We start from the raw sequence: 25,672 nt of genomic DNA on the forward strand, positions 1-25,672 counted from the left end.
CGGTCCGTGACCCGTCCCCGGAAGGCCCGCGATGACCTCCTCCTCCCCCGAGCCCACGCACGAGCCCAGCGGCCCGATATCCGGTGCGGATGCACCGATATCCGGGGCGACGGCCGCCGGGGCGCCCGTCCCGCCCGTGCTCGCCGAGGTCGTCCGGTCCGGCTTCGTCGAGGGCGTGCACCGCGGCTCGCTGGTCGTCCTGGCCGCCGACGGCAGCGTGGACCTGGCGCTGGGCGACGTGGACTCGCCGGTCTTCCCGCGCTCCACGAACAAGCCGATGCAGGCCGCCGCGATCCTCCGCGCGGGCCTGGACCTGAGCGGCGAGCGCCTCGCCCTGGCCTCCGCCAGCCACTCCGGCGAAAGCTTCCACCTCGACCTCGTGCAGAAGATGCTCGCCGAGCACGGCCTCTCCGCCGAGCAGCTGCAGACCCCGCCCGACCTGCCGCTGGACCCGGCCGAGGCGGAGGGCTACCTCGCTGCCGGCAAGGTCCGCGACCGGCTGACCATGAACTGCTCCGGCAAGCACACCGCGATGCTCGCCGTCTGCGCCGCGAACGGCTGGCCCCTGGAGAGCTACCTCGACCAGCACCACCCGCTCCAGCAGCTGGTCCTGCAGGCCGTACGGGACGCGAGCGGCGAGGCCGTCGACCACATCGGCACGGACGGCTGCGGCGCGCCCCTGATGGCGCTCTCGCTGACCGGCCTGGCCCGCTCCTACCGGCACTTCGTACTCGCCGAGCCGGGCGCCCCCGAGCGCCGGGTCGCGGACGCGATGCGCGCGCACCCGGAGTACGTCGCGGGCACCCGCCGCCCCGACACCTGGCTGATGCGGGAGCTGCCCGGCGTGCTGTCCAAGATGGGCGCGGAGGCCGTACAGGCGCTGGCGCTGCCCGACGGCCGCGCGCTCGCCTTCAAGATCGACGACGGCGCGACCCGCACGCTCGGCCCGGTCCTGGCCCGCACCCTGCGCCTGATGGGCGTCGACGCCCCCGTACTCGACCGCATCGCGGACGTCCCCCTCCTGGGCGGCGCCGAGCGCGTGGGCGAGATCCGCGCGGCGTCCTTCTGAGAGCCGGTGTCCGAGCCGTCGGCACCATCGGACACCCGCTAAAACCACGCGACAACCCGTCAGGAGCGTGGCTAGCGTACGAGTATGAGCCTTGAGGTGCGTGCGGTCGGCGAGGACGACTTCCCCGGCTGGCTGGCGGCGGTGGGGACCGGCTTCACGACGTCGCCGGAGGTCTCCAAGGAAAAGGTCGAGTGGCGGCTCGGCAGTACGGATCTCACGCGTACACAGGGGGCGTTCGACGGCGGGCGCTGCGTCGCGACCTTCCGCAGCTTCGCGCAGGAGCTGACGGTCGTGGGCGGCGCCCGGGTGCCGGCCGACGCCGTTTCCCAGGTGACCGTCGCCCCCACGCACCGCCGCCGCGGCCTGCTCAGCCGGATGATGGCGCAGGACTTGGCGGCGGCGAAGGAGCGCGGCGACGCGGTGGCCACGCTGATCGCCGCGGAGTACCCGATCTACGGACGGTACGGCTTCGGGCCCGCGTCGTGGTGCACGGAGTGGCGCATCGACGTGGCGCGCGCCCGGCTGGACACGCGGTACGCGGGTCCGCAGGACGGCGGCCGGGTCGACTTCGTGACACCCGAGGAGGTACGCACGCTCGGCCCCGTACTCCACGACCGTTTCCGCTTCCAACAGCCCGGCGCCGTATCTCGCGACGAACGCTGGTGGCAGGAGGCAACCGGCGCGGTCCGCTTCCCCGAGCAAGAGTGGCGGGAGCCCTTCCACGCCGTGTACCGCTCCGCCGACGGCGAGGTCGAGGGCCTGGTCACGTACACCAGTGACGACCGGTGGGAACACAAGCGGCCCGAGCAGACGCTCCAGGTCAGCAAGCTGATCGCGGTCACCCCGGCCGCCGAGCGCGCCCTGTGGCACTTCCTCTGCTCGATCGACTGGATCCTGCATGTGAGGACCGGGCACCGCGCCCCCGACGACCTGGTGCCGCTGCTGCTCGGCGACCCGCGCGCCGCGAGCATCGAGGAATACGCCGACTACCTGTGGCTCCGGCCCCTGGACGTACCGAAGCTGCTGGCGGCGCGGACGTACGCGGTGCCGGCGTCGCTGGTCCTGGAGGTACGGGACGCCGAGGGATACGCCGCCGGGCGCTACCACCTCGACGCCGCCCCCGAGGGCGCCACATGTACGCGCACCACCCGCTCCGCCGACCTCACCCTGGACGTACGCGAACTGGCCACGCTGTACCTCGGCGACGAGTCCCCCACGCGGCTCGCGGCGCTCGGCCGAATACAGGAAGACCGACCGGGCACGCTCGCCACGGCGGACGCGCTGCTGCGGACGGCCCGCCGGCCATGGTGCCCGGACATCTTCTGACGCGTACGGTCCTGCCGGACGTACCGTTCTCTGATGCGCACCGTCTTGTCAGGCGTACCGTCATGTCAGACGTACCGCCTTGTCAGGCATACCGACTTGTCAGGCGTACCGTCGTCGCCAACGGCCGTGGCCTGCATAAAGTGGCGAGTGCAGGCGCACACCACGAGAGCAGGAGGCCGACAGCATGAGCGAGACGACCCCAGGCGCACAGGGGCCCGAGTCGATCGAGCACGCACACGACCCCGAGGTGCTGCAGCTGGCGGCCAAGGTCTTCGACCTGGCGCGACAGGGCGACACCGACACGGTCGCGGCGTATGTCGACGCCGGAGTGCCCGCCAACCTCACCAATGAGAAGGGCGATTCGCTCCTCATGCTGGCCGCGTACCACGGCCACGTCGCGACCGTCGAGGCCCTGCTCCAGCGCGGCGCGGACGCCGACCGCCCCAACGACCGCGGCCAGACCCCGATCGCGGGCGCGGTCTTCAAGGGCGAGGACGCGATCGTACGACTCCTGCTGAGCCACGGCGCGGACCCGTCCGCGGGCTCCCCGTCCGCGGTGGACACAGCCCGCATGTTCGAAAAGAAGGAACTGCTGGAGCTGTTCGGGGGGCAGTGAGCGGTCAGGCGGGCCCGGCCGGGATTACCCGGCCTGGCTCATCCCGCCGCCCTGGTCGGTCGGAATCACCCGGTCGACCAGGGCGGCGATCAGCCCGTCCGTCTCCTCCGCCGGCACCACGCCCGGCAACGTGAGTTGCTCCAGCATCAGCCCGGTCATCGCGAGATACATCAGCAGCACCGCCGTACGGTCGCCCGGCAGCCCGCCCTCCCGGTGGAAGCGAAGATCGTCCTCCAGCGCGCTGCGCATCGTGGCGGTCAGTTCCTCCCGCAGCTCGGGCCGCCGGGTGGCTTCCAGGCGCAGTTCGAGCATCGCCAGGTAACCGGTGCGGTTCGCGCTCACCCTGCGGTTGATCCACCCCATCAGCTCGGTCACCAGCTCGCGCCCGCGCGGCGCCGTCATGACCTCGTCGACCTCGTCCGGGTCCGGCGCGATGCGCTGATGGATCTGCCCGGTGACCTGCGCCAGCAACTCATCCCTGCTGGCGAAGTAGTTGGACGCGGTCCCCTTCGGTACGCCCGCCTCCGCATCCACGGCGCGGAACGTCAGCCCGCGCGCCCCGTCCCGCGCCAGCACCTCGATCGCCGCGTCCACCAGCGCCGTACGCCGCTCCGGATTGCGCACCACCGGCAGCCTCCTCGCTTTAACTCCTTGCAACCACTACACGCAACGTACTACACATAGAGTGGTTAGCGGCACACGGCCGCCGACAAGGAGGGGGAACCCATGCGCTTCGAAAAGCTGGGCATCGCCGTACTGACCGACGACACCGCCGCCAGCAGCCGCTTCTACACCGAGCACTTCGGCTTCACCCAGGTCGCCGACCTGGGCTGGTACGTCAGCCTGCACCACCCCGAACACCCCGCGTACGTCCTGGACTTCGTCCAACGCGGCCACGAATCCATGCCGGAGGACTTCCGCACCCAGGACACCGCGGGCCTCTGCCTAGCCTTCCTCGTCGCGGACGCCGCCGCCGAGGAAGCCACCCTCCGCGAACGCGGCGTCCCGATCACCACCCCCCTCCGCGACGAGCCCTGGGGCCAACGCCGCTTCAACGTCCAAAGCCCAGAAGGCACCCTGATCGAAGTACTCCAACCCATCGCCCCCGACCCGACTTGGCTCGCGGAGAACGGGGGGTGAGGGTCGGGGGCCGGGTTCCCGGGCCCCCGCCGACCTCGGTCCCTGAAAGGCGCGGTCGAGGGCTCCGGCCTCTTTCTGCGGTGGCGAGTGACGGGTCGGAGGTCCTAGGTCAGGCCTACGCCTCCAGCCCGTTACGCCGCCGCGGCGTCCTGCCTACCGTCCATGCCATGGACGCGACTGGGATTCTGGACGAGGCGCTTGAGCGACTGCACAACTCGGGGCCCGAGCGACGTGGACGGCTCACCAATCACGCGCCGATGGCCGTCGAGGCCCTCGCCGCTCGCGGACAGGCACATGCGGTGCACCGCTGGCTCGACCTGTACGCACGTAAGCTCGAGGAGTTCCCGTCCCGTGTCGAGCCGATCACGGACGGCAGTTGGCCTTCCGCGCTCGGTGACCCGCGCCGCGCGGCCGACTGGATCGGCTACTTCCAGTGCGAGATCGCCGAGCGTCCGTGGCGCGAGGTGCTCACTCAGTGGTGGCCCCGTCTTCTGCCCGGCATGTACGGCGGCTCGACGCATCCGGTGATCCGGGTGGGCCACGCCGTGCGCACGCTTCTGTCCGGCGAGACCACCGAACCTCGTCTGGCTGAACTTGCGCACGGTCTCGGCTACTGGGCCGCGCGCCACCGGCCCGTCGCGGTTCTTACCCCGCTGCCCGGCGCCGACAGCGCAGCCGCCGCTCTCGACACGGTCCCGCCCATCGCCCAACAGGACGGTGGCTTCTCCGCCCGGCTCGACGGCGTCAGGGCCCTGCCGGTGTGGGCGGCCGCGGTAACCGAACCGAGCGATGCGTACCGCCACCTCGCCGAACTGGTGCGGGCGGCGACACATCGATATGCCACCCACGGCCACGGCGAGGAAACGATGCTGGTCCACGCGGCCACGGCTCCCAACGCTGTCCTGCGCACCCTGCCCGCGCTCCCGCACGCCCTGTGGCTGTCGAGCCTGCGGGCAGCCTGGACGGCCTCCGCAGCAGTGACCGCGATGTACGCACCGGCCACCTCGGTCGCATACGCCCCGCCCGGCACCTTCACTCCCGAAGAGGTTTTTGAACGGGCCTTGGCGCACGGCGATGAACACGTCATCAAGCTGACAGATGCAGCCCTCAATGTCGGCGATGAACCGGCCCTGGCTGCGGCTTTGCGTTCCATGGAGCTGAGCGCCCCGTTGGGATGAGGTGCATGTGCAGCGGAAGGGGATCCGGGCGATGGCCGCGCAGAGCCCGGGGGCTCCAGCCGCACTGGCCGGGGCGCGGCGGGCGGAACCCTCCCCTCAACGATCAGCTCGGCCCCTCCCCCGGCCCCCCGCCCCGCGTCCACAGCCGTTCCATCTCCCGGCGGTCGCGCTTTGTCGGGCGGCCTGTGCCGCGGTCGCGGATGGGGACCTGTACGGCGATTTCGCGCGGGGGTGGGGGCGGGCTGTTGTCGATGTAGCACTCGGCCGCGACCGGCGCCCCGACTCGCTTCTTCACGAGCCGCTTCACCACCACGATCCGCTCCCGGCCGGCATGCCGCAGCCGTACCTCGTCGCCAGTCCGCACGCCGTGCGCCGCCTTCACGCGCTCGCCGTTGACCCGCACGTGCCCGCCCCGGCACGCCGTGGCCGCCATCGACCGTGTCTTCATGAGCCGCACGGACCAGATCCAGCTGTCGATCCGCACGCTCCCCTCGTCCTCACTCATGCCTCCGACTTTACGGCGGGACGGAGCGCGGCGAGCGGACCTGTGGACAAGTCCGGGGGCTCCGGGGTTGTGGACAACCCCGTCACCGCCGGGGTCAGCGGTTGACGAAGGTCAGGTTCGTCGCGTCGTACCGCGTGCCGGCCACCGCCTCGGCCGGGGCCACCGCGTCGATGGCGGCCAGCTCGTCGGCGGAGAGGCCGATGGCGACCGCGGCGACGTTCTCCAGCAGGTACTTCTCGCGGCGGGTGCCCGGGATCGGCACGACATCCGCGCCACGGTGCTGGACCCAGGCCAGCGCCAGCTGCCCGGCCGTGACGCCCTTCGCGGCGGCCAGCTCGTGCAGCTGCTCGACGATGGCGAGGTTCCGCTCCAGGTTGCCGTCGGCGAAGCGCGGCTGGGTACGCCGTACGTCGCCCTCCGCCAGCCCGTCCACGGACCGGTACTGCCCGGTGAGGAACCCGCGGCCGAGCGGCGAGAACGGCACTATCCCGATGCCCAGCTCCCGGCAGACCTGCGCGATCTCCTCCTCCAGGTCCCGCGTCCACAGTGACCACTCGCTCTGCAGCGCCGCGATCGGATGCACCGCGTGCGCCCGCCGGATCGTTTCCACGCCCGCCTCGGACAGCCCGAGGTGCCGCACCTTCCCGGCCGCGACCAGCTCCGCCATCGCCCCGACGGTCTCCTCGATCGGCACCTCGGGGTCGACGCGGTGCTGGTAGTACAGGTCGATGTGGTCGACGCCGAGCCGGCGCAGCGAGGCGTCGCACGCCTGGCGTACGTACGCGGCGTCGCCCCGGATCGCGGTCGGCTCGCCGAGCTTGTTGACGAAGCCGAACTTCGTGGCGATCACGGCGCGGTCGCGGCGGTCGGCGACGGCCCGCCCGACCAGTTCCTCGTTGTGCCCGGCCCCGTAGAAGTCGGAGGTGTCCAGGAGGTTCACGCCGAGGTCGAGCGCGCGGTGGATGGTCGCTATCGACTGCGCGTCGTCCGAAGCGCCGTATCCGTGGCTCATCCCCATGCAGCCCAGCCCTTGCGCGGAGACGGTCAGGGTGCCGAGCTGCCGGGTGGGAATGCTGGTCATGCGATTACCTCCTGAAGTGCCCCGTCCCCCGTGGGCGAGGACTGTTTCGGGCTCACGTCAGGGACGGTAGGAGTTGGAGCGCGCTCGAAGTCAAACGCCTTGCGGGCACGGTCACATGACTCTTCCCGACGTCCTCACTCCGACCTCACTCCAGCCCCACTCCGACCTCACTCCGACCTCACTCCGGCTTGCGCGCCTCGATCAGGAATCGCGTGGAGTGGGCGACGAAAGGCCCCTCCTCCTGGATCTTCTCGTGCAGCTCGCGCAGCCGGTCCCGGTACTGCGCGACGGTGAAGCCGGGCACCATCCAGATCACCTTCCGCAGGAAGTACACGACCGCGCCGATGTCGAAGAACTCCATCCGCAGCCGCTCGAAGCGCAGGTCGGTGACGTCCAGCCCGGCGGCCTCGGCCGCCGCCCGCTCGTCGTCCGGGTGCCGGGCCCGCCAGGTCTCCTCGGGCAGCGGCCCCAGGAAGTACTCCACCAGCTCGAACACGCTGCCGTGCCCCACATGCTGCGCGAAGTACGTGCCGCCGGGCCGCAGTACGCGCGCGATCTCCGCCCACCAGACCGTCGCCGGGTGCCGGCTGGTCACCAGGTCGAACGCGTCGTCGGCGAACGGCAGCGGCGGCTCGTCCGGGTCGGCGACGACCACCGCGCCGAGGGGGTGCAGCAGCCGGGTCGCCTTGGTGACGTTCGGCGGCCAGGACTCGGTGGCGACCATCACCGGCGGCAGCTTCGGCGCCCCGGCGAGCACCTCGCCCCCGCCGGTCTGGATGTCCAGCGCGGCCGACACCCCCGCCAGCCGCTCCCCCATCAGCCGCTGATACCCCCACGAGGGCCGCGCCTCGGTGGCCCGCCCGTCCAGCCAAGAGAAGTCCCACCCCTCGACGGACGCGGAATCGGCCTCACCCACCAGCTCATCAAAATCACGCACCATACGGGCATCCTCACCCGGCCCCCGACCGTCGGCAAACGATTTCCGGGCGGGCCGGTACCGGATCGGCCCGGACGTACTGCCCCGTCAGTACCGGATCGGCCCGGACGTTCTGCCCCCGTCAGTTCCCCACGTACGCCGCCAAGTGCTCCCCCGTAAGCGTCGAGCGGGCAGCGACAAGGTCCGCAGGAGTCCCCTCGAAGACGATCTTGCCGCCGTCGTGGCCCGCGCCGGGGCCGAGGTCGATGAGCCAGTCGGCGTGGGCCATGACGGCCTGGTGGTGTTCGACGACGATGACGGACTTGCCGGAGTCGACCAGGCGGTCCAGGAGGCCGAGGAGCTGTTGCACGTCGGCCAGGTGCAAGCCTGCGGTCGGCTCGTCGAGGATGTAGATACCGCCCTTTTCGCCCAGGTGCGTGGCCAGTTTCAGCCGCTGGCGCTCGCCGCCGGAGAGTGTGGTGAGCGGCTGGCCGAGGGTGAGGTAGCCGAGGCCGACGTCGGCCAGGCGCTCCAGGATCTTGTGGGCGGCCGGCACGCGTGCCTCACCGGCGGCGAAGAATTCCGCGGCCTCGGTCACCGGCATCGCGAGCACCTCGCTGATGTCGCGGCCGCCGAGCCGGTACTCCAGTACGGCGGCGTCGAACCGCTTCCCGTCGCACTCCTCGCAGGTCGTCGAGACGCCGGCCATGATCGCCAGGTCCGTGTAGACGACGCCCGCGCCCTTGCACGTGGGGCAGGCGCCCTCGGAGTTGGCGCTGAACAGCGCCGGCTTCACGCCGTTGGCCTTGGCGAACGCCTTGCGGACCGGGTCGAGCAGACCGGTGTACGTCGCCGGGTTGCTGCGCCGCGAGCCGCGGATCGCGGCTTGGTCGACGGACACCACGCCCTCCCCGGGCGCCACCCCCTGCTGGCACAGCGACCCGTGCACGAGCGAGCTCTTGCCGGACCCGGCGACGCCCGTGATCACGGTCAGTACGCCGAGCGGGATGTCGACATCGACGTTCTGGAGGTTGTGCGTCGAGGCGCCGCGGATCTGCAGCGCGCCGCTGGGCTTGCGCACCGCGTCCGTGTCCTTGACCGCGGCCCGGTCGTCGAAGTGGCGGCCGGTGAGGGTACCGCCCGCCCGCAGCCCTTCGACCGTGCCCTCGAAGCAGACGCTGCCGCCCGCCGTACCGGCGCCGGGGCCGAGGTCGACGACATGGTCGGCGATCGCGATCAGCTCCGGCTTGTGTTCCACGACCAGTACCGTGTTGCCCTTGTCCCGCAGCCGCAGCAGCAGGTCGTTCATCCGCTGGATGTCGTGCGGGTGCAGGCCCGTGGTCGGCTCGTCGAAGACGTACGTGGTGTCGGTGAGGGACGAGCCGAGGTGCCGGATCATCTTGACGCGCTGCGCCTCGCCGCCCGACAAGGTGCCGGACGGCCGGTCGAGCGAGAGATAGCCGAGGCCGATCTCCACGAACGAGTCGAGGGTCTGCTGGAGCGCGGTGAGCAGCGGCGCCACGGAAGGCTCGGCGAGTCCGCGTACCCATGCGGCCAGGTCCCTGATCTCCATCGCGCAGGCGTCGGCGATGCTGATCCCCTTGATCTTCGATGACCGGGCGCCCTCGTTGAGCCGGGTGCCTTCGCAGTCGGGGCAGGTGGTGAAGGTGACCGCCCGCTCCACGAACGCCCGGACGTGCGGCTGCAGTGAGTCGACGTCCTTGGACAGCATCGACTTCTGGATCTTCGGGATCAGCCCCTCGTACGTGAGGTTGATGCCCTCGATCTTGATCTTGGTCGGCTCCTTGTACAGCAGATCGTGCAGCTGCTTCTTCGTGAACCGGCGGATCGGCTTGTCCGGGTCGAAGAACCCGCAGCCGGTGAAGATGCGGCCGTACCAGCCGTCCATGCTGTAGCCGGGGATCGTGAGCGCGCCCTCGTTCAGCGATTTGCTGTCGTCGTACAGCGCGGTCAGGTCGATGTCGGTGACCGAGCCCCGGCCCTCGCAGCGCGGACACATTCCGCCGGTGATGCGGAAGCTGCGCCGCTCCTTCACGGTCCGCGTGCCGCGCTCCACGGTGACCGCGCCGGCGCCGCTGATCGAGGCGACGTTGAAGGCGAACGCCTTGGGCGAGCCGATGTACGGCTTGCCGAGGCGGCTGAAGAGGATACGCAGCATGGCGTTGGCGTCGGTGGCGGTGCCGACCGTGGAGCGCGGGTCGGTGCCCAGCCGCTGCTGGTCGACGGTGATCACGGTCGTCAGCCCGTCGAGCACGTCGACCTCGGGCCGCGCGAGCGTCGGCATGAAGCCCTGAAGGAAGGCGCTGTACGTCTCGTTGATCAGCCGCTGCGACTCGGCGGCGATCGTGCCGAACACCAGTGAGCTCTTGCCCGAGCCGGAGACGCCGGTGAAGACCGTCAGCCTTCGCTTCGGGAGCTCGATGCTGACGTCCTTGAGGTTGTTCTCGCGGGCACCGTGTACGCGGATCAGGTCGTGGCTGTCGGCAAGGTGCGGCTCGGTCGGCTGCGCGCCGCTTCTCTTGGCCATGCTCTTCATGTCTCCCTCTGCCCCGGGCGCTTACTTACGGCGAGGCTGGTTGAAGCGGAGCATGTTGCCCGCGGGGTCGCGGAAGGCGCAGTCGCGGACGCCGTACGGCTGGTCCATCGGCTCCTGGAGGACCTCGGCGCCCGATGCCTGGATCCGCTCGAAGGTGGCGTCGACATCGTCGGTCGAGAAGATCACGCCGCGCAGCATGCCCTTGGCCAGCAGTTCCGCCATGGCCTGCTTGTCGGCGGGCGAGGCGTTCGGGTCGGCGGCGGGCGGTTCCAGCACGATCTCCACGCCGGGCTGCGACGGCGAGCCGACCGTCACCCAGCGCATCCCCTCGAACCCGACGTCGTTGCGGACTTCGAGCCCGAGTACGTCCCGGTAGAAGGCGAGCGCCTTGTCGTGGTCGTCGACGGCGATGAAGCACTGCGAAAGGTTGATGTCCATGGCGTTCACGCTACGGGCGGGGCGCGCGCCTGGCTTCTCCATTCGTGACCGGTTCCTCGTTCCTGACCGGACTGACTGGATCCGCGTTCCTCACCGGGCGCGTGAAGATCTTGGCGACGCAGGCCGGGATGGCCGCGCCCTGCTCGTGCGGGCGCGCCCGGTACGCACTCGGGCTCTCGCCCACCAGCTCCGTGAACCGCGAGCTGAACGACCCCAGCGACGTACACCCGACCGCGAAGCAGACCTCCGTCACCGACAGGTCGCCGCGCCGCAGCAGGGCCTTGGCCCGCTCGATCCTGCGGGTCATCAGATAGCTGTACGGCGTCTCCCCGAAGGCGGCGCGGAAGCTGCGGGAGAAGTGGCCGGGCGACATGTGCGCCGCGCGGGCCAGCGCGGGGACATCGAGCGGCTCCGCGTACTCGCGGTCCATCAGGTCTCGGGCCCGCCGAAGCGCGACCAGGTCCGACAGCGTCACGAAACCAGGATCCCACGCCCGGCGCGCCGACCACCCAGTACTCAGCCGGCTCCCGGTGCGGCGCAGGAGAAGTCGTACACACCCCAGTCGGCGAGCGGACGGTATCCGAGGCGCTGGTAGAGGGCGTTGCTGGTGGGGTTGGCCAGGTCCGCGAACAGCACGACGTCCTTCGCACCCGCGGCCAGCGCGGCCCGGCTCACCTCCGCCGTCACGGCGCCCGCGTATCCGTGGCCGCGCAGGTGGGCCGGGGTGTAGACGATGTCCACCTGGATCTGGCCGCCGATCAACGGGTTCATGCCCGCTACGGAGACGGGAGTGCCGTCCGGGGTCTCCCAGAGCGTGTAGCGCTTGTCGGCGAAGCGCGTGCCGGCCCAGGAAGCGGCGTCCATGGTGACGTCTTCCCCGACGGCCTTGGCGAACTCGCCGCACCAGTACATGACTTGCTCCTGGTCCTGCTCGCCCAGGAGGCGGCCGCGGCCCGCCGGCATCGGCTCCGGTGGGGTGAGTGTGTCGAGGCGGTACAGACGGACACGCGTGTCGCGGATTTTCGGCGTCGCGCCGGTGTGCCGCTGCCAGGCGTCGGCGAATGCGGTGGCGGTGCGGTGGTCCGCGCTGACAGCGGGCAGGACGTGCCCGAGGGCGCCCAGGTGGGCGGCGAGGGTGTCGGCCTGCTCGGGCATGAGCGGGGTGAGGCCCAGAGGGCGGTGCGGGAGGCGGTAAAAGGCGGCGTGGACCTCGCCTGCGCGCTCCAGCATGCCGAAGACGGGGGCTTCGGTGCCGAACGCGTCCGCCCCGCGTGCGCGCAGTCTCGCGGCCCACGTCAGCGGCATGACGTGCAGCCCGGGCCGCGAGCGCAGGAAGTCTCCGGCGCGGGTGAGGAAGTCGTCGACGTCTTCGGTGAGGTGCCAGGCATCCGTTCGCATGCCTCATGATTCCCCCGTGCCCACCCGCACGACCCCCGCCACGGCACGAAACACTTTTGCTAGCGGGTGCTTGCAAAAGTTAGCGAAGGGGTGCAGGATCGAGGCATGGCATCACTCAACGTCGGCAATCTCGGGGAGTTCCTGCGGGAGCAGCGGCGCAATGCGCAGCTCAGCCTCCGGCAGCTCGCCGATGCCGCCGGGGTGTCCAACCCGTATCTGAGTCAGATCGAGCGTGGCCTGCGCAAGCCCAGTGCGGAGATCCTCCAGCAGCTGGCGAAGGCCCTGCGGATCTCGGCCGAGACCCTGTACGTACAGGCGGGGATACTCGACGAGCGCCGGGACCCGGACGGGCTGGAAGTGCACAGCGCGATCCTGACCGATCCGGCCCTGAACGAGAAGCAGAAGCAGGTCCTGCTGCAGATCTACGAGTCGTTCCGCAAGGAGAACGGCTACAGCTCGGACATCGCGCGCGCCGAGGGTCTGGACCTCGACCGGACCGCGCCGGAAGGCGAGCACGGCGGCGCGGACGAGCGCGGCGGCGGCGACGAGCACGGCAGTACGCGCAAGGGCAGTACGGGCAAGGGCAAGCGCAAAAAGGGCACCCAAGAGGCCGACGGCGACCCGCACGCCACCTGAGCAACCGATTCCAGGAGGAAGAACCGCCATGGCCATCACCGACGACCTCCGCAAGACGCTGACCGACCCCACCCCGCTGTACTTCGTGGCCGGCACGGCCGACCTCGCGAGCGAGAAGCTCAAGGAGGTCCCGGCGCTGGTGGACCGCCTCCGCGCCGAGGCGCCCAAGCGCTTCGAGGAGGTCCGCACCACCGACGCCAAGGCCGTGCAGGACCGCTTCTCCAAGCAGGCGAAGGAGGCCCAGGACAAGCTGTACGAGCTGCTGGGCTCCCTGGACACCGACCTCAAGAAGATCCGCGAGCAGGCCCAGGACCTCGCGCTGCAGGGCGTGGGCCGCGCGGCCGAGGTCGCCGTCAAGGCCGGCGACACCTACAAGGAGCTGGCCGAGCGCGGCCGCGGCGCCGTGCAGACCTGGCGCGGCGAGGTCGCGGACGAGGTCGAGGAGCTGGCGGTCGCGATCGAGCCGGAGACCGAGCAGGAGCCGAAGTCCGACGCGGTCAAGACCGAGCCGGCCAAGGCCGGGGAGACCAAGGCAGCGGAGGCCAAGCCGGCCGCCGCCAAGGACGGGGCCGAGGCCAAGTCCGAGCCGGCGAAGAAGCCGGCGCCGGCCGCCCGCAAGACGACGGCCAAGAAGACCACGCCGCCGGCGAAGTAAGCCGCGGAGTAAGTCACGGGGCAGAAGAGCGGGCCGGGCACGTACGACGTGCCCGGCCCGTTCTACCGGTACGGTGACGAGGACAGTCCGACAGTCAACGGGTGGTGGAACGGCATGCTGATCCAGGGATTCAACAATCTGCTGTGGCTGATTTCGCTCGCCATGCTGGTGTTCAGCGCGTTCGCGTTCGTCGACTCCGCCATCCGCCGCGAGGACGCCTACCGCGCCGCCGACAAGAAGACCAAGCCGTTCTGGCTGATCATTCTGGGCCTGGCGACGCTGGTCAACGTGCTCTTCGGGATCATGTCGTTCCTGCCGATCATCGGTCTGATCGCGACGATCGTGTACATGGTCGACGTCCGGCCCGCGCTCAAGCGGGTCACCGGCGGCGGCCGCGGTCCGCGCCGCGGCGGCTCCAGCTCCGACGGCCCGTACGGCCCGTGGAACGGCGGCCGCTGACCCCGGTCAGTACGCAAACCCCCGCGGGCTCAGGCGAATCCGCACGCTCAGCCGACGCCCCCGCGGTCCAGTAGCAGGACCGCGAGATCGTCGGTGAGTTCGCCGCCGTTGAGGTCGCGCACCTCGGTGACGGCGGCGTCGAGCAGCGCCTCGCCGCGCAGGCCCGCGGCCATGCGAGCGGCCACGAGATCGACCATGCCGTCCTGGCCCAGGCGCTCCTTGCCGTCCCCGACCCGGCCCTCGATCATGCCGTCCGTGTACATCAGCAGGCTCCAGGAGCCGCCCAGCTCGATCTGGTGGCGCGGCCAGCGGGCGCGCGGCAGCAGGCCGAGCGCCGGGCCGCCGCTCTCGTACGGGAGCAGCCGCGGCGGACGGCCGGCCCGGGCCAGCAGCGGCGCCGGGTGGCCCGCCAGGCAGACCCCGGCGCTCCGCCCGTCCGGCGCGATGTCGACCGTGCACAGCGTCGCGAAGATCTCGTCGTTGTCGCGCTCGTTCTCCAGCACCCGCTGAAGGGTGGAGAGCAGCTCGTCGCCGCACAGGCCGGCGAAGGTCAACGCGCGCCAGGCGATACGGAGTTCCACGCCGAGGGCCGCCTCGTCGGGGCCGTGCCCGCAGACGTCGCCGATCATCGCGTGGACCGTGCCGTCCGGCGTGCGGACCGTGTCGTAGAAGTCGCCGCCGAGCAGCGCACGGCTGCGCCCCGGGCGGTACCGGGCGGCGAAGCGCAGGTCGGAGCCCTCCAGGAGGGGCGTGGGCAGCAGGCCGCGCTCCAGGCGGGCGTTCTCCTGGGCGCGCAGCCGGGACTCGGTGAGCTGGCGCTGCGCGAGGTCGGCGCGCTTGCGTTCCACGGCGTAGCGCACGACGCGGCTGAGCACCGTGCCGTCGAGCTGGTCGCGGGGGAGGTAGTCCTGGGCCCCGACGCGTACGGCTTCGGCGCCGCGCTCCGCGTCCGCCTCCGCGGTCAGCGCGAGGACGGCGTGGCGCGGGGCGAGCCGCAGGACCGCGCGCAGCGGCTCCAGCTCGTCCGGCGCCTCGGTCTCCTCGGCCTCGGCGCGGCTCTCCCGGTCGCCGATCTCCCGCGCCTCCCGGCCGGGCATGGCCGCCAGGTCGAGCAGGACGCAGTGCACGTCGTCGGTGAGCAGCCGCTGGGCCTCGGTGAGGTTGCGGGCGGTGCGGACCCGGACCTTGTGGCCCTGGCCGTCGGACATCTCCGGTACGGAGCTGGTGGGGTCCTCGCCGATCACCAGGAGGGTCAGCCCGTGGCTGCCGGTGCCCGGCGCGGCCGGAACGGGCGCGTGCGCCGGATCCGGGAGCGTGTCGGCGCCGTCCTGCGAGCGCGCGGCGTCCCCCAGTGCGGCGTCCACCGGCGCGGCGTCCCCCAGCGCCGGGCGCGCGGACTCGGGCGCGCCGTTCGCCGGGCCTGCAGCCGGTGGCAGCACGGCCGTGCGCTGACGCGGTCCGGGTACGGGCATGTCCTCTGGTTCCTTCCCTCCCCCCGAGGGTGCGGCGGCGGTGACCGACCGGCGCACCACCGTGCCCGGTTCCGCGCCGCCCTTGGTCCTATGAGCGGTGCGCCACCGGGCACTGGAAGGCGACCTTAGCGCCAGTACGGGCCCGTACGGAATGGCGGACGACACGCGGGCCCGGCCATAAACCTGGGTACAGCAGCGATTTGGCCGTACTGGGGAGAAATGCGGAATGACGAACATCACCCCGGGCACACGCTCGGCAACCGGACGGTGACGGTGTTTTCCCCGGCCCGATGCCGGAATCACAGCACGGACACAGCGCGCACACAGCGCAATACGGTACGTCGGGTCAGCGCTTCGCGTCCGGCCGTACGACACCCAGGATCCGCATCGATCCGGCCCCGGCGAGGGTCACTTGGCGGCCGGGCCGCGGGGCGTGCACGATCGCGCCGTCGCCCAGATACATCCCCACGTGGCTGGCATCCTCGTGGTAAATGATCAAATCGCCGGGGCGCATGTCCTCGATGTCGATGTGCGGCAGTTGCCGCCATTGTTCCTGTGACGTGCGCGGAATGGAGTGGCCCGCCGATTCCCAGGCACGCATCGTCAGTCCGGAACAGTCGAAGGTGTCCGGACCTTCCGCGCCCCACACGTAATCCTTGCCGATCTGTTCCGTCGCGTAGGAAATCGCCTTCTTGCCCGCTGCGGACGCGGTACCGCCGATGTCGGCCAGGATTCCGGAATCCAGCCATTTCGTCTGCGCCCGCCGGGCCCGGTCCTCTTCCAGCTTCTTCAGCCGGGCCTTTTCCGCGGCCTTCAGCCGCGACTCGATCCGCTCCGCCGCGTCGATCTTCTGCTCGATGTCCTTCTTCGCCGCGGCCTTCTTCTCGCGCTCTTTCTCCAGCTTCTCCCAGCGCTCGGTGGCGTCCTCCGCATAGTGCTGCAGATCGCTCTCGGCGCGCGCCAACTGCCCCAGTACACCGCGGACCGCGTGCTGCCCCTTGCGGGCGAGCGTGGCGTGATCGAGGAATCCCTCCGGGTCCTTGTCCAGCATCAGTTTCGCCTCGGCGGGCAGGCCGCCGCCGCGGTACTGCGCGCTGGCCAGCGAGCCGGCCCGGCGCTTCAATTCCTTGCGTTTGTGCTGCGTACCGACGATGTTCTTCGCCAGCTTCACGATCTCCTTCTGCTGGCGCTCGACCTGCTCTTTTGCGGCGTTGTACGCGTCGGTGGCCCGCTCGGCGCGGCGATAGAGGCCGTCGATCTTCTTGCGTACCTCCTCCAGGTCCCGGGTACTCGTGGGACCGGGGTCGGCGTGTGCCGCCGGTACCGGGCCCACCAGGGCGCCCGTCGCGCCCAGCACCACGGCCGCGCAGACCAGCGCCGCGCCGCGCCTTGCGTTCACGTGCCGCCGTTCCACCGGGCTCATCCCGGCCACCTCCGGTCACCTCGCCGTACGCGTCGTCCCGGGGCTCGGGCGCCCCGGCTGCAGCGGACCTCAGCCGCGGATGCTGCCATACCGGCCGGTAATACAGAAGAGCAACGCATCACTTCTTCCGGGAGATCACCGTCCGGTCCGGTGCGCACCGGGCGATTCCGGCCGCACCCATCCGACGGCCGAGGTTCACCCCGCGTTCACTCTGCTCCTTCGGCGGCTTCACCTGATCTGCCTAATTTCGGCCGTACCGAGTGCGCGTCATGCCCGGAAGGCGGCGCTGCACCGCATAGCTGGATACCTCAACTGATTCATTTCACGGCCCAGCACGCCACTGACCACGGCGGGCCCCAGGAAGGAACTCTCGACAGTGAAGCTTCAGCGCAAGACCCGGGTTCGCGCCCTCGCCGTTGGCGCTCTCGCCGTCTCCGGAGCCCTGGCCCTCTCGGCGTGCGGCTCGGACGACACCACCGGCGGCCCGGGCGCCTCGTCCGCCAAGGCCGCGAACATCAAGTGCGACGGCAAGGGCAAGCTGCTCGCCTCGGGCTCCTCGGCACAGAAGAACGCCATGGACGTCTGGGTGCAGAACTACTCCGGCGCCTGCAAGGACACCGAGATCAACTACCAGCCCACGGGCTCCGGTGCCGGTATCACCACCTTCCTGCAGGGCCAGACCGCCTTCGCGGGCTCCGACTCGGCGCTCGAGCCGGAGGAGGTCGAGAAGTCGAAGCAGCTCTGCAAGACCGGCAAGGGCATCAATCTGCCGATGGTCGGCGGCCCCGTCGCCATCGGCTACAACGTCCCGGGTGTCGAGGACCTCGTCCTGGACGCCGAGACCCTCGCCAAGATCTTCGACTCGAAGATCACCAAGTGGAACGACCCGGCGATCAAGAAGCTCAACCCGAGCGCCAAGCTGCCTGACCTCAAGATCCAGGCGTTCCACCGCTCGGACGAGTCCGGCACCACCAAGAACCTGACCGAGTACTTCTCCAAGGCCGCGCCGAAGGCCTGGAAGTACGAGCCCGACAAGGCGTGGGCGGGCAAGGGCGGCCAGGCCGCCTCCGGCTCCTCCGGCGTCTCGTCGCAGGTCAAGCAGACCGCCGGCGCGATCTCCTACTTCGAGCTCTCCTACGCCGAGTCCAGCCAGGTGAACACCGTCAAGCTGGACACCGGTGCCAAGGAGCCGGTCGAGGCCAACGTCGACAACGCTTCCAAGGCCATCGCCGAGGCCAAGCGGGTCGGCAAGGGCAACGACCACGCCATGGAGCTGGCCTACGACACCAAGGCCGAGGGTGCCTACCCGATCACCCTGGTGACGTACGAGATCGCCTGCGACAAGGGCAACAAGAAGGAGACCCTGCCGGCGACCAAGTCCTTCCTGACCTACATGGCCAGCGAGGACGGCCAGGCCGCACTGAAGGACCTGGGCTACGCGCCGCTGCCCACCGAGATCGCCGAGCAGGTCCGCAAGACCGTCTCGACGCTCTCCTGACCCACCGGGCGGCGGCCGGCGCGCCCCGCGCAGGCCGCCGCCCGTCCGGTGCACCGCCGCCTGGAGCCCACCGGCTCCGCAGACCGGAGAAACCATGGATACCTCAGCGATACCCCAGAACCCCCCGCCCACAGCGCCCGCCGCACCCTCCGAGGTCAGCGGCAAGGCCGTCCGCCCCGGTGACCGGATCTTCCTCGGTCTCTCGCGCGGCTCCGGCATCGCGCTCCTGGTGATCATGGCCGCCATCGCGGCCTTCCTCACCTACCGCTCCGTCCTGGCGATCCAGGGCGACAAGGCGAACTTCTTCACCACCTTCGAGTGGGACCCGAGCGGCGCCGAGCCCAAGTTCGGCATCGCCGTCCTCGCCTTCGGCACCGTCGTCAGCTCGGTCATCGCGATGATCATCGCGGTCCCCGTCGCGGTCGGCATCGCCCTCTTCATCTCGCACTACGCGCCGCGCAAGCTGGCCGCGCCGCTGGGCTACGTCATCGACCTGCTCGCCGCGGTCCCCAGCATCATCTACGGCCTGTGGGGCGCGCTCTTCCTCGTCCCGCACCTGAGCGGCCTGTACAGCTGGCTGGACAGCTACCTCGGCTGGACCGGGATCTTCAGCTACTCCCAGGGCGCCGCGCGCTCGCTGTTCACCGTCGGCATCCTGCTGGCGATCATGATCCTGCCGATCGTCACCAGCGTCAGCCGCGAGGTCTTCCTCCAGGTCCCCAAGATGCACGAGGAGGCCGCGCTCGCCCTCGGCGCCACGCGCTGGGAGGTCATCCGCATGTCGGTGCTGCCCTTCGGCCGCTCCGGCATCATCAGCGCCTCGATGCTGGGCCTGGGCCGCGCGCTCGGCGAGACCATGGCCGTCGCCACGGTCCTCTCCCCCAGCTTCCTCATCGGGCTCAGCCTGCTGGACCCGGGCGGCGGTACGTTCGCGCAGAACATCGCCAGTAAGTTCAGCGAGGCGGACACCTTCGGCCAGGACGCGCTGATCGCCTCCGGCCTCGTCCTCTTCGTCATCACCCTGCTCGTCAACGGCGCGGCCCGCCTGATCATCGCCCGCCGCAAGGAGTACTCGGGGGCCAACGCATGAGTAACGTCGCAACCGAAGAGCGGCCCGTCGCCGACAGCGCGCCGCTGCCCCCCGTCACCCTGAAGCAGGCCCGGCTGCCGCGCTGGTCCCCGCCGGTCTTCGCGCTGGGCGCGCTCGCCGCGGGCGCCGGCATCGGCCTCGCCGCCGGCCTGGACAGCAAGATCCAGTGGGGCCTGATCGCCGCGCTGCTCTTCGTCATCGGTACGTTCGCGATCGCCGTCAAGGTCGAAGGCGCCCGGCAGGCCAAGGACCGGCTGGCCACCAGCCTGGTCTGGATCGCCTTCCTGCTCGCCGTCCTCCCGCTGGCCTCCCTCATCTGGGAGACCGTCGACCGCGGCAAGAAGGTCCTGGACGGGTACTTCCTCACCCACTCCATGGGCACCCTGCCCGACGCCATGGTCGGCGGCGGCATCAACCACGCGATCACCGGCACCCTGCAGCAGGTGGGCCTCGCCACGCTGATCGCCGCGCCGATCGGCCTGCTGACCGCGATCTACCTCGTGGAGTACGGCCGCGGGAAGCTCGCCAAGGCCGTCACCTTCTTCGTCGACGTCATGACCGGCATCCCCTCGATCGTCGCCGGCCTCTTCGTCCTCTCCGTATGGATCCTGATCCTCGGCTTCGGGCCGTCCGGATTCGCCGGCGCCATGGCGCTCGCCATCCTGATGATGCCGGTCGTGGTGCGCTCCACGGAGGAGATGCTGAAGCTGGTACCGAACGAGCTGCGCGAGGCGTCCCTCGCGCTCGGCGTACCGAAGTGGCGCACCATCCTGAAGGTCGTCCTGCCCACCTCCATCGGCGGCATCACCACCGGCGTCATGCTGGCGATCGCCCGTATCACCGGTGAGACCGCGCCGGTGCTGCTCCTGGTGTGGGGCGCCAAGACGATCAACAACAACCCCTTCGAAGGCGCCCAGCAGTCGCTGCCGCTGTATGTGTTCCAGCAGTGGCAGCAGGGCTCCGAGGCGAGCTACGACCGCGCCTGGGCCGCGGCCCTCGTCCTCATCGCCTTCGTCATGATCCTGAACCTGGTGGCCCGCGGCATCGCCCGCTGGAAGGCCCCCAAGACCGGCCGTTAAGGCACCCGATGATGCGGCTCCACCGAATCGGGGCCACCAGAAAGAAGCAGTGATTCCCATGGCCAAGCGAATCGACGTCAGCGGCCTCTCCGCCTTCTACGGCAGCCACAAGGCCATCGACGACATCTCCATGACCGTTGAGCCCCGCTCGGTGACGGCCTTCATCGGCCCCTCCGGCTGCGGCAAGTCCACCTTCCTGCGCACCCTGAACCGGATGCACGAGGTCACCCCCGGTGGCCGCGTCGAGGGCAAGGTGCTGCTGGACGACGAGAACCTCTACGCCTCGGGCGTCGACCCGGTCGCCGTCCGCCGCACCGTCGGCATGGTCTTCCAGCGCCCGAACCCCTTCCCCACCATGTCGATCTTCGACAACGTGGCGGCGGGCCTGCGGCTGAACGGTGACGTGAAGAAGAAGTCCGAGCTGAACGACGTCGTCGAGAAGTCCCTCAAGGGCGCCAACCTCTGGAACGAGGTCAAGGACCGGCTGAACAAGCCCGGCTCCGGCCTCTCCGGCGGTCAGCAGCAGCGCCTCTGCATCGCCCGCGCGATCGCGGTCGAGCCGCAGGTCCTGCTGATGGACGAGCCCTGCTCCGCGCTCGACCCGATCTCCACCCTCGCCATCGAGGACCTGATCGGGGAGCTGAAGGAGCGCTTCACGATCGTCATCGTCACGCACAACATGCAGCAGGCCGCGCGCGTCTCGGACCGTACGGCGTTCTTCAACCTGGCCGCCGTCGGCGAGCCCGGCAAGCTCGTCGAGATCGACGAGACCGAGCGCATCTTCTCCAACCCGTCGGTCCAGGACACGGAGGACTACATCTCCGGCCGCTTCGGCTGAGTCTCCTCAACCGGCCGACGCCACCGAGCGTCCTGCGGTGCTGCATGGCGGTGCCACCACAGGGCGAAGGGCCCGCCCCACGGTTCCTGGGGCGGGCCCTTTTTCTGCAGAATCAAGCCCGTCCGGCTTTTGCCCAAACAAGCCCGTCCGGCGATTGAGGACCGGGGTCCGGGGCAGAGCCCCGTGCAGCCCGGTCGGCAGCCGAAACTCAGCCGAACGCCAAGTTCACCACCCAGTACGACGCGGCAGCCACCGCCGCCGCGGCCGGCATCGTGATGAACCAGCCGAGGATGATGTTCTTCGCGACGCCCCAGCGCACCGCGCTGACCCGCTTGGTGGCGCCCACACCCATGATCGCGGAGGTGATCACGTGGGTGGTGGAGATCGGCGCGTGGAACATGAACGCGGTGGTGAACATGATCGACGCACCGGTCGCCTCGGCGGCGAACCCCTGCGGCGGGTCCAGCTCGATGATCTTGCGGCCGAGCGTACGCATGATGCGCCAGCCGCCCGCGTACGTACCGAGCGACAGCATCGCCGCACAGGCGATCTTCACCCAGATCGGGATCGGGTCGCCCGGCCCCTCGACACCGCCGATGACCAGCGCCATCACGACGATGCCCATCGTCTTCTGGGCGTCCTGGAGGCCGTGGCCGAGCGCCATGCCCGCCGCCGAGACCGTCTGCGCGATACGGAAGCCGCGCTTGGCCTTGTGCGGATTGGCGCCCTTGAACATCCACATGATGGCGACCATGACGAAGTAGCCGGCGATCAGACCGACCAGCGGCGACAGGAACATCGGGAGAACGATCTTCTCCCAGACGCCCGACCAGTAGACGGTCGAGGACCCGGCGAGCGCCGCGCCCACCATGCCGCCGAACAGCGCGTGCGAGGAGGACGACGGCAGACCGAAGTACCAGGTCACCATGTTCCACGCGATGGCGCCGATCAGCGCGGCGAAGAGGATCATCATCCCCGTCTTGCCGCTGGGCGTTTCGATCAGGCCCTCACTGACGGTCTTGGCGACCCCGCTGCCCAGGAAGGCACCGGCGAGGTTCATCACCGCCGCCATCGCGAGCGCGGCCCGTGGCGTCAGCGCGCGCGTCGAGACCGAGGTCGCGATCGCGTTCGCGGAGTCGTGAAAGCCGTTGGTGTACGTGAATCCGAGCGCGACCGCGATGGTCACGACGAGAGCGAAGGTGTCCATGGCCGGGGCTCAGGACTCCTTCACGGCGATCGTCTCGACCGTGTTGGCCACGTGCTCGAACGCGTCGGCCGCCTCTTCGAGGATGTCCACGATCTGCTTGAGCTTCAGCACCTCGATGGCGTCGTACTTGCCGTTGAAGAGGTGGGCGAGCAGCTTGCGGTGGATCTGGTCGGCCTGGTTCTCCAGGCGGTTGACCTCGATCCAGTACTCGGTGAGGTTCGACATCGTCCGCAGGTTCGGCATGGCTTCGGCGGTCAGCTCCGCCGCCCGCGCCAGTACCTCGATCTGCTGGTCGACGCCCTTGGGCAGTTCCTCCACGTTGTAGAGGACGACCAGATCGACGGCCTCCTCCATGAAGTCCATGATGTCGTCGAGCGACGAGGCGAGGTTGTAGATGTCCTCGCGGTCGAACGGCGTGATGAACGAGGAGTTCAACTGGTGGAACACCGCGTGGGTCGCGTCGTCCCCCGCGTGCTCCGCCGCTCGCATCCTCTCGGCGATCTCTGCCCGCGCGGAGGCGTCCGCCCCGAGCAGTTCCATCAGGAGCTTGGAGCCCGTGACGATGTTGTCCGCGGAGGCGGCGAACATGTCGTAGAAGCTCGTCTCCCTGGGGGTCAGACGAAAGCGCACGTGAAATCCTCGGGGTGCATCGGATTCGGTCGAGATGATGCTAGGCGCATCATCCAGCCACAGCTAACCGGCATTACTTCAGTGTCGCCCATCGGGCAGCATGCTCTGCACGGGGTACCTGCCCCGCGCGCTGTGCGAGGTATCTCCCTCGTGCGCGAAATTCTGTACCATATACCCGCCAGGGGTATATGAACCGGCTACGTACCAGGGGAGAAGCCCATGACGACCACGGACGCCGACGCCGACGGCACCACCGCAGCCGCCACGGCCTGCCACGGCGCGGAGCCGCAGGGCGTGCCCGAGGGCGACCCCCGGGCCGTGACCGATCACGATCTGGGCATCCATGGATACGCGAAGCAGAAGGACGCCCACATCAAGCGGCTGCGCCGCATCGAGGGCCAGATCCGGGGTCTCCAGCGGATGCTGGAGGAGGACGTCTACTGCATCGACATACTCACCCAGGTCTCGGCCAGCACGAAGGGCCTGCAATCCTTCGGCCTGCAGCTTCTCGAGGAGCATCTGCGGCACTGCGTCGCCGACGCGGCCGTGAAGGGGCCGGAGGCCATCGACGAGAAGGTCAAGGAAGCCACCAAGGCCATCGAGCGCATGCTGCGTACGTGACGTACGTCGCCCGTCGACCGGAGAGGGGCAGGGTCCGGGCCCCGATTGCTGATCCTGGCCGTGCGGGTGAGTGATCCGGCGTGAGGTATCCCACGCCGGGGCCGCGGCCGAAAACGACCGCTCCCTACAGCCGCCGGGCGGTCGCGGAACGCTGCTCCGCCCGCGCTGCGGGTTCTCTGGCGACACGGTCCGCATCCACGTCCAGCACCTCGTCGATACGGTCCGGGCTGAGGCGGTCCTCCGGCGAGGTCGCCGCCGCGATCATCAACTCACCAGCCAGGTCGATCTCGACGAGGGCCACGTGGTCCTGAGTCGTCTGACTGCGGTGCGGCGCCACGTACAACACCTCCTCCTTCGAGGCCCATGCCACTCTTCTGGCGGTTACCGCCCAGGGTAGGGAGGGGTGCACGCCCCGCGCATGGCACGGATGGACCATTTACGCCGCCCGGCAAGCCACGCCGGCACATGCCCGGCCGCGGAGCCGCAGGCCCGGGCGCCCGGCCCGCGCCTCATCCGCCCCCGGCCGCCGCGATGCGCCCCGTGTAGATGTCCGCCCGCCGCGGCAGCTCGACCGGCGCCTTCATGCCGAAGCCCGAGTACGTGAGCGTGGACATCACCTCCGTGCCGCGCGGCGAGCCGTTGGCGAAGGAGAACCGGTACTGCAGCTTGCGCAGCCGCCCCGCCTCGTCGACGTACGCCTCGAACGGCACCACGTCGGTGGTGAAGCCCTCCTCGGCCGCGGCCAGCGAGGCCTTGGTGCGCTTCGAGGCGGCGCCGGCGGCCACCCCGATGTCGGCCGTGCCGCGGTAGTGCCGCACGCGCACGCCGTGCAGCCGCTCCTCACCCTCGTACGTCGCCCGCCGGGTGCCGCGCAGCAGCTCGGCCGCGGCCAGCGGATCGGTCGCGCCGCCCGTGACGAGATTGCCGTCGGACAGCGCCGTGGTGTCCACCCGCACCCACTTGTCCGCGGGCACTCCCGCGCCGCGGTTCTTCATGTAGAGCGCGCCGGGCGCGAAGATCTCGGTGATCGGCTTGCGCACCCGGCCGTCCGGCCCGGCGGGCTCCGGCAGCACCAGCCGCAGCCGGCCCGTGCCGCGGCGGTAGTCGTAGTGACCGGCGCCGCGGATGGCGACGCGGGTGCCGCCGCTAGTGGTCTCCAGGGTCGTCCGCACCTGTGAGGTGGCGCCGCGCACCAGCGTGTCGGCGCTCTGCCGGAGCGCCACCGAGGGGGCGGCGCCCGCGGGGGTGTCGTCGGCGACGGCGCCATCCGTTGTACACCCCGATGTCAGCAGGCCGGCTCCCAGCGCCAGCCCCGCCGCCGTGGCGACGGCGACGGCCCCGCCGCTCCGTCTGTCCTGCACCACCATCGCGCACGAGCCCCCTGCCGCTGTCGCGCCGCCGTCCCGCCGCCGCACGGCGCGGCCGGCATCGGGCAACCATTTCGTTCAACGACCGTTCATGTGGCCCGTCACGCCTGCCTGGGCCAACCGGCAGTAGCGTGGTCGTGTGCCGTACGCGATCCAGGACCCGCAGCAGACCTCCGCTCCCGACGCCGGTACCGGTGCCGGCGGGGCGCACCGCACCACGACCACGGAGCGCGGTGCGTTCTGTCTCGCCCGGTGCAGCTGCGGCTGGTCGGGCCCGGCCCGCCGCGCCCGCTCGCAGGCCCGCACGGACGCGGAGCGGCACGCGGCCGGCAGCTGACCGGTCGCAGCCCTTCTGCGCCTCTGTAAGCCCCTCTTTCACTCCCCGCGCCCTGTCCCCGGCGGAACCCGCTGCCCCACTTCCGCATCTGGCTGGGGGAAAGGCAACGGGACAGCGCCTCCGGGCGCGATTCGGC

Annotated in this window: 28 protein-coding genes; 14 read left to right on the forward strand and 14 right to left on the reverse strand. The window is 70.3% G+C overall.

All coding sequences use genetic code 11. The annotated features are described in order from the left end of the window. Positions 1-76 precede the first annotated feature (76 nt). The 3 genes from AB0I82_RS30760 (at position 77) to AB0I82_RS30770 (ending at position 3,011) form a co-directional block, all read left to right on the forward strand. On the forward strand, positions 77-1,069 hold the full coding sequence (locus tag AB0I82_RS30760; protein WP_363260730.1) for an asparaginase: 993 nt from the start codon (positions 77-79) through the stop codon (positions 1,067-1,069). A gap of 84 nt (positions 1,070-1,153) precedes the next feature. Beyond that, complete coding sequence (locus tag AB0I82_RS30765; protein WP_363260664.1) at positions 1,154-2,395, forward strand: GNAT family N-acetyltransferase; 1,242 nt, start codon at positions 1,154-1,156, stop codon at positions 2,393-2,395. Between the two features lie 184 nt (positions 2,396-2,579). Then, entirely contained in the window at positions 2,580-3,011 is a 432-nt protein-coding gene (locus tag AB0I82_RS30770) for an ankyrin repeat domain-containing protein (protein WP_363260665.1), read from the forward strand. Positions 3,012-3,035: 24 nt separating this feature from the next. On the opposite strand, the gene AB0I82_RS30775 is transcribed toward AB0I82_RS30770, so the two are convergent. Then, entirely contained in the window at positions 3,036-3,638 is a 603-nt protein-coding gene (locus tag AB0I82_RS30775; protein WP_363260666.1) for a TetR family transcriptional regulator, read from the reverse strand. Between the two features lie 99 nt (positions 3,639-3,737). Between AB0I82_RS30775 and AB0I82_RS30780 the strand changes: the two genes are divergently transcribed. After that, entirely contained in the window at positions 3,738-4,151 is a 414-nt protein-coding gene (locus tag AB0I82_RS30780; RefSeq protein WP_363260667.1) for a VOC family protein, read from the forward strand. Between the two features lie 167 nt (positions 4,152-4,318). Further along, complete coding sequence (locus AB0I82_RS30785) at positions 4,319-5,329, forward strand: questin oxidase family protein (RefSeq protein WP_363260668.1); 1,011 nt, start codon at positions 4,319-4,321, stop codon at positions 5,327-5,329. A 103-nt stretch (positions 5,330-5,432) separates the two neighbouring features. On the opposite strand, the gene AB0I82_RS30790 is transcribed toward AB0I82_RS30785, so the two are convergent. The 7 genes from AB0I82_RS30790 to AB0I82_RS30820 all read right to left on the reverse strand — a co-directional run bounded on the left by AB0I82_RS30790 (position 5,433) and on the right by AB0I82_RS30820 (position 12,224). Beyond that, the gene (locus AB0I82_RS30790) at positions 5,433-5,834 is read right to left on the reverse strand and encodes an RNA-binding S4 domain-containing protein (protein WP_363260669.1); all 402 of its coding nucleotides are present in this window, start codon (positions 5,832-5,834) and stop codon (positions 5,433-5,435) included. A 94-nt stretch (positions 5,835-5,928) separates the two neighbouring features. Continuing rightward, positions 5,929-6,915, reverse strand: a complete 987-nt coding sequence (locus AB0I82_RS30795; protein WP_363260670.1) for an aldo/keto reductase — start codon at positions 6,913-6,915, stop codon at positions 5,929-5,931. 178 nt (positions 6,916-7,093) lie between these two features. Then, entirely contained in the window at positions 7,094-7,855 is a 762-nt protein-coding gene (locus AB0I82_RS30800) for a class I SAM-dependent methyltransferase (RefSeq protein ID WP_363260671.1), read from the reverse strand. Positions 7,856-7,973: 118 nt separating this feature from the next. Continuing rightward, the gene (locus AB0I82_RS30805) at positions 7,974-10,379 is read right to left on the reverse strand and encodes an excinuclease ABC subunit UvrA (RefSeq protein ID WP_363260672.1); all 2,406 of its coding nucleotides are present in this window, start codon (positions 10,377-10,379) and stop codon (positions 7,974-7,976) included. A gap of 30 nt (positions 10,380-10,409) precedes the next feature. After that, positions 10,410-10,826, reverse strand: a complete 417-nt coding sequence (locus tag AB0I82_RS30810; protein WP_363260673.1) for a VOC family protein — start codon at positions 10,824-10,826, stop codon at positions 10,410-10,412. 10 nt (positions 10,827-10,836) lie between these two features. Beyond that, positions 10,837-11,301 carry a helix-turn-helix transcriptional regulator gene (locus tag AB0I82_RS30815; RefSeq protein WP_363260674.1) on the reverse strand — a complete coding sequence of 155 codons (465 nt, stop codon included), beginning with the start codon at positions 11,299-11,301 and terminating at the stop codon, positions 10,837-10,839. 41 nt (positions 11,302-11,342) lie between these two features. Then, positions 11,343-12,224 carry a GNAT family N-acetyltransferase gene (locus tag AB0I82_RS30820; protein WP_363260675.1) on the reverse strand — a complete coding sequence of 294 codons (882 nt, stop codon included), beginning with the start codon at positions 12,222-12,224 and terminating at the stop codon, positions 11,343-11,345. 105 nt (positions 12,225-12,329) lie between these two features. On the opposite strand from AB0I82_RS30820, the gene AB0I82_RS30825 reads away from it, so the two are divergent. From AB0I82_RS30825 to AB0I82_RS30835, 3 genes are all read left to right on the forward strand, one after another. Further along, a complete protein-coding gene (locus tag AB0I82_RS30825) occupies positions 12,330-12,860 on the forward strand; it encodes a helix-turn-helix transcriptional regulator (protein WP_363260676.1) in 531 nt (176 codons plus the stop codon). A 28-nt stretch (positions 12,861-12,888) separates the two neighbouring features. Continuing rightward, positions 12,889-13,515: a hypothetical protein gene (locus AB0I82_RS30830; RefSeq protein WP_363260677.1), complete on the forward strand. Its 627-nt coding sequence runs from the start codon at positions 12,889-12,891 to the stop codon at positions 13,513-13,515. Between the two features lie 114 nt (positions 13,516-13,629). Continuing rightward, positions 13,630-13,974 carry a DUF2516 family protein gene (locus AB0I82_RS30835; RefSeq protein ID WP_363260678.1) on the forward strand — a complete coding sequence of 115 codons (345 nt, stop codon included), beginning with the start codon at positions 13,630-13,632 and terminating at the stop codon, positions 13,972-13,974. A 47-nt stretch (positions 13,975-14,021) separates the two neighbouring features. Here the strand turns inward: AB0I82_RS30835 and AB0I82_RS30840 are convergent, their stop codons facing one another. After that, positions 14,022-15,446 (reverse strand): SpoIIE family protein phosphatase, encoded by a 1,425-nt coding sequence (locus AB0I82_RS30840; RefSeq protein WP_363260679.1) that lies wholly within the window; start codon positions 15,444-15,446, stop codon positions 14,022-14,024. 346 nt (positions 15,447-15,792) lie between these two features. Further along, complete coding sequence (locus AB0I82_RS30845) at positions 15,793-16,869, reverse strand: NlpC/P60 family protein (RefSeq protein ID WP_363260681.1); 1,077 nt, start codon at positions 16,867-16,869, stop codon at positions 15,793-15,795. A 376-nt stretch (positions 16,870-17,245) separates the two neighbouring features. Between AB0I82_RS30845 and pstS the strand changes: the two genes are divergently transcribed. The 4 genes from pstS to pstB all read left to right on the forward strand — a co-directional run bounded on the left by pstS (position 17,246) and on the right by pstB (position 21,374). After that, on the forward strand, positions 17,246-18,367 hold the full coding sequence (gene pstS / locus AB0I82_RS30850; protein ID WP_363260682.1) for a phosphate ABC transporter substrate-binding protein PstS: 1,122 nt from the start codon (positions 17,246-17,248) through the stop codon (positions 18,365-18,367). A 94-nt stretch (positions 18,368-18,461) separates the two neighbouring features. Then, a complete protein-coding gene (pstC, locus tag AB0I82_RS30855) occupies positions 18,462-19,457 on the forward strand; it encodes a phosphate ABC transporter permease subunit PstC (RefSeq protein WP_363260684.1) in 996 nt (331 codons plus the stop codon). Further along, positions 19,454-20,536 (forward strand): phosphate ABC transporter permease PstA, encoded by a 1,083-nt coding sequence (gene pstA / locus AB0I82_RS30860; protein ID WP_363260685.1) that lies wholly within the window; start codon positions 19,454-19,456, stop codon positions 20,534-20,536. Before pstC ends, pstA begins: the two co-directional genes overlap by 4 nt. 58 nt (positions 20,537-20,594) lie before the next feature. Then, positions 20,595-21,374: a phosphate ABC transporter ATP-binding protein PstB gene (pstB, locus tag AB0I82_RS30865; RefSeq protein WP_030267455.1), complete on the forward strand. Its 780-nt coding sequence runs from the start codon at positions 20,595-20,597 to the stop codon at positions 21,372-21,374. A gap of 208 nt (positions 21,375-21,582) precedes the next feature. Here pstB and AB0I82_RS30870 read toward each other — a convergent pair whose 3' ends face one another. After that, positions 21,583-22,581, reverse strand: a complete 999-nt coding sequence (locus AB0I82_RS30870) for an inorganic phosphate transporter (protein WP_363260686.1) — start codon at positions 22,579-22,581, stop codon at positions 21,583-21,585. A gap of 9 nt (positions 22,582-22,590) precedes the next feature. Next, complete coding sequence (locus AB0I82_RS30875) at positions 22,591-23,211, reverse strand: DUF47 family protein (protein WP_030267458.1); 621 nt, start codon at positions 23,209-23,211, stop codon at positions 22,591-22,593. 219 nt (positions 23,212-23,430) lie between these two features. On the opposite strand from AB0I82_RS30875, the gene AB0I82_RS30880 reads away from it, so the two are divergent. Then, a complete protein-coding gene (locus AB0I82_RS30880; protein ID WP_363260687.1) occupies positions 23,431-23,832 on the forward strand; it encodes a metal-sensitive transcriptional regulator in 402 nt (133 codons plus the stop codon). Between the two features lie 124 nt (positions 23,833-23,956). Here AB0I82_RS30880 and AB0I82_RS30885 read toward each other — a convergent pair whose 3' ends face one another. Further along, entirely contained in the window at positions 23,957-24,175 is a 219-nt protein-coding gene (locus AB0I82_RS30885) for a hypothetical protein (RefSeq protein WP_363260731.1), read from the reverse strand. A 166-nt stretch (positions 24,176-24,341) separates the two neighbouring features. After that, positions 24,342-25,199, reverse strand: a complete 858-nt coding sequence (locus AB0I82_RS30890) for a hypothetical protein (RefSeq protein ID WP_363260688.1) — start codon at positions 25,197-25,199, stop codon at positions 24,342-24,344. 151 nt (positions 25,200-25,350) lie between these two features. On the opposite strand from AB0I82_RS30890, the gene AB0I82_RS30895 reads away from it, so the two are divergent. Next, entirely contained in the window at positions 25,351-25,536 is a 186-nt protein-coding gene (locus AB0I82_RS30895; RefSeq protein WP_363260732.1) for a hypothetical protein, read from the forward strand. Positions 25,537-25,672 lie beyond the last annotated feature (136 nt).

Origin of the sequence: Streptomyces sp. NPDC050315, from assembly GCF_040655775.1 — a bacterium.
In the GTDB taxonomy this organism is placed as follows: domain Bacteria; phylum Actinomycetota; class Actinomycetes; order Streptomycetales; family Streptomycetaceae; genus Streptomyces.